The organism is Clostridium tarantellae (assembly GCF_009295725.1).
GTDB classification, from domain to species: Bacteria; Bacillota; Clostridia; order Clostridiales; family Clostridiaceae; genus Sarcina; species Sarcina tarantellae.
Genome location: NZ_WHJC01000450.1, coordinates 1 through 1,898, shown reverse-complemented (window position 1 = coordinate 1,898; position 1,898 = coordinate 1). Strand labels below are relative to the sequence as shown.

The window sequence follows — 1,898 nt, the reverse complement described above, 5'->3', positions numbered from 1 at the left end:
CTTGCATCTTTGACATTCATTATTATCTCTTAGCATAACTTTTTTTCTAACCTTAACCCAGGTATAAGATTTATAAAACTTATTAACTTCTTCATCACTTGGAATATCTTTAAACATAATAACCTCCTATGACTTCTGTCTTAATGACCCTTGAATTCTTTTATAAGCTCTTTGATTTTTTAAACATTCTTCTATATCTTCATAAGGATTAATAGTAACCTCTAACTCTTCACAATCCTTACATCTACTACATAATGGATTACTTAATAAACACCCACAAACCATATCATTCTTTTCATTCCATTTAGTAAGCATTACTAACTTTCTAACCTTAACTTTCATTACTATCACCACCTTTCTAGGTAAAATAAAAAGAACCTACAAATTTATGTAGATTCTTTAACTCACTTATTATTTTTTATTTATTATTCTTTTTTTATTTTTATTAGATATTATTGTAGAATAACATCCTATAGTAACTGCTACTATTTGTAGTATAATAAGAAACCAACCTGTAATTTCTATATGATTTTTAAAAATTAAAATACATAAAATTATAAGACTTTCTGCTACTATTAAGGTAATAACTCTACTGTTATTCTTTATTTTTTCTTTAAATTCTGTCATCTAATCACCTCAGGAATATTATAACAAAAATTCAATAGAATATATATACCAACTTGACATATGTCATATTGTGTTAAACTCACTTAATCCCTTTCAATCACTTATATAATGCACCTTAGAATAGATTTTAAAAAATCAATTTAACACGCTCTCATTATGTAAAACTATAAATATTAAATCGTAAATGTACTATCTAAAACGCTTTGTAATTCATTTTTACTTCTTTGAGTATATATAGCAGTTGTTGCTACATTTGTATGTCCTGCTAAGTCAGCTATAACATCAATACCAATACCATTATCAGCTAAGTTTTTACAAAATAAATGTCTAAAACTATGTGGATGAACTTTTTGCTTTTTAACTTTTGCTTTTTTTGCATACTTCTTTAATATTATATTTACGGTATTTCTTTTTATTGGTCCTCTTTTACCTATAAATAGTTGCTCCTCCGTTGTTTTAGGTCTTACTTTCATATATTCTGTTAATGCTATTCTAACTTCTATTGGTATTAATACTTGTCTATATTTATCATGTTTTCCATGTATAATTATATCTTCCTTATTAACATCTTTTACTTTTAATTTTAATAGTTCTGATACTCTTAAACCACTTCCAAATAAGGTTATAATAATAGCTCTATCTCTTTTATTACTACATACATTTAATAACTTTCTTACATCATTTTTAGTGACTACATTATTTAAAAATAGTTTTTTCTGTATCTTTACACTTTTAGCTCTACAATCTATATTTAAGTATTTTAAATATTTATTTATTGCAACACATCTTCTATTTATTGTTTTAGGTTTTAAATTTTGCTTTAGTTTATTTATATACTTATTTATCAAGAGCTGCATTTTTTCATAAGGAATTTTTTCTATTTCCTCATAATCTGATTTAAGATCTAAAAACTTAAAAAAATCTTTTAAATCATATTCATAACTTTTAATTGTTAATTCACTTTTACTTTGACTTAACTGACTTTCTTTAAATCCTTCTATATCATTTTTAATACTATCGCTCCCTTTTTATTGATAATAACCTGTCTTTTGTTAACATAACTATATCATTATGTCTTTATATTTTTCTTTAAAATTATTATTATCTTTTTTCATATTTCTCTTATTTTCTTCCTTTTTCTAAGTAAATAGTTTTTTCTCAATTAATAATTCATAAAAATAAGCCTATTTATAAATATTAATTATATTGCATATAAAAAAAGAGCTTGAATAAATTTCAAACTCTTTTTATGTAATCCCCAACCAAAGGGT

3 protein-coding genes are annotated in these 1,898 nt (G+C 23.6%); all 3 read right to left on the bottom strand.

Translation table 11 applies throughout. From position 1 onward, the window contains the following. Positions 1-126 precede the first annotated feature (126 nt). The 3 genes from GBZ86_RS15475 to GBZ86_RS15465 all read right to left on the bottom strand — a co-directional run bounded on the left by GBZ86_RS15475 (position 127) and on the right by GBZ86_RS15465 (position 1,628). A complete protein-coding gene (locus GBZ86_RS15475) occupies positions 127-342 on the bottom strand; it encodes a hypothetical protein (protein ID WP_234885183.1) in 216 nt (71 codons plus the stop codon). A gap of 69 nt (positions 343-411) precedes the next feature. Then, the gene (locus GBZ86_RS15470) at positions 412-627 is read right to left on the bottom strand and encodes a hypothetical protein (protein WP_152892146.1); all 216 of its coding nucleotides are present in this window, start codon (positions 625-627) and stop codon (positions 412-414) included. A 173-nt stretch (positions 628-800) separates the two neighbouring features. After that, entirely contained in the window at positions 801-1,628 is an 828-nt protein-coding gene (locus GBZ86_RS15465) for a tyrosine-type recombinase/integrase (RefSeq protein WP_327445288.1), read from the bottom strand. Positions 1,629-1,898: the final 270 nt, after the last annotated feature.

What these genes read in the sequence shown, in the direction of transcription:
- GBZ86_RS15475 (WP_234885183.1), bottom strand. Translation starts at nt 342, where the DNA reads ATGAAAGTTAAGGTTAGAAAGTTAGTAATGCTTACTAAATGGAATGAA.
- GBZ86_RS15470 (WP_152892146.1), bottom strand. Translation starts at nt 627, where the DNA reads ATGACAGAATTTAAAGAAAAAATAAAGAATAACAGTAGAGTTATTACC.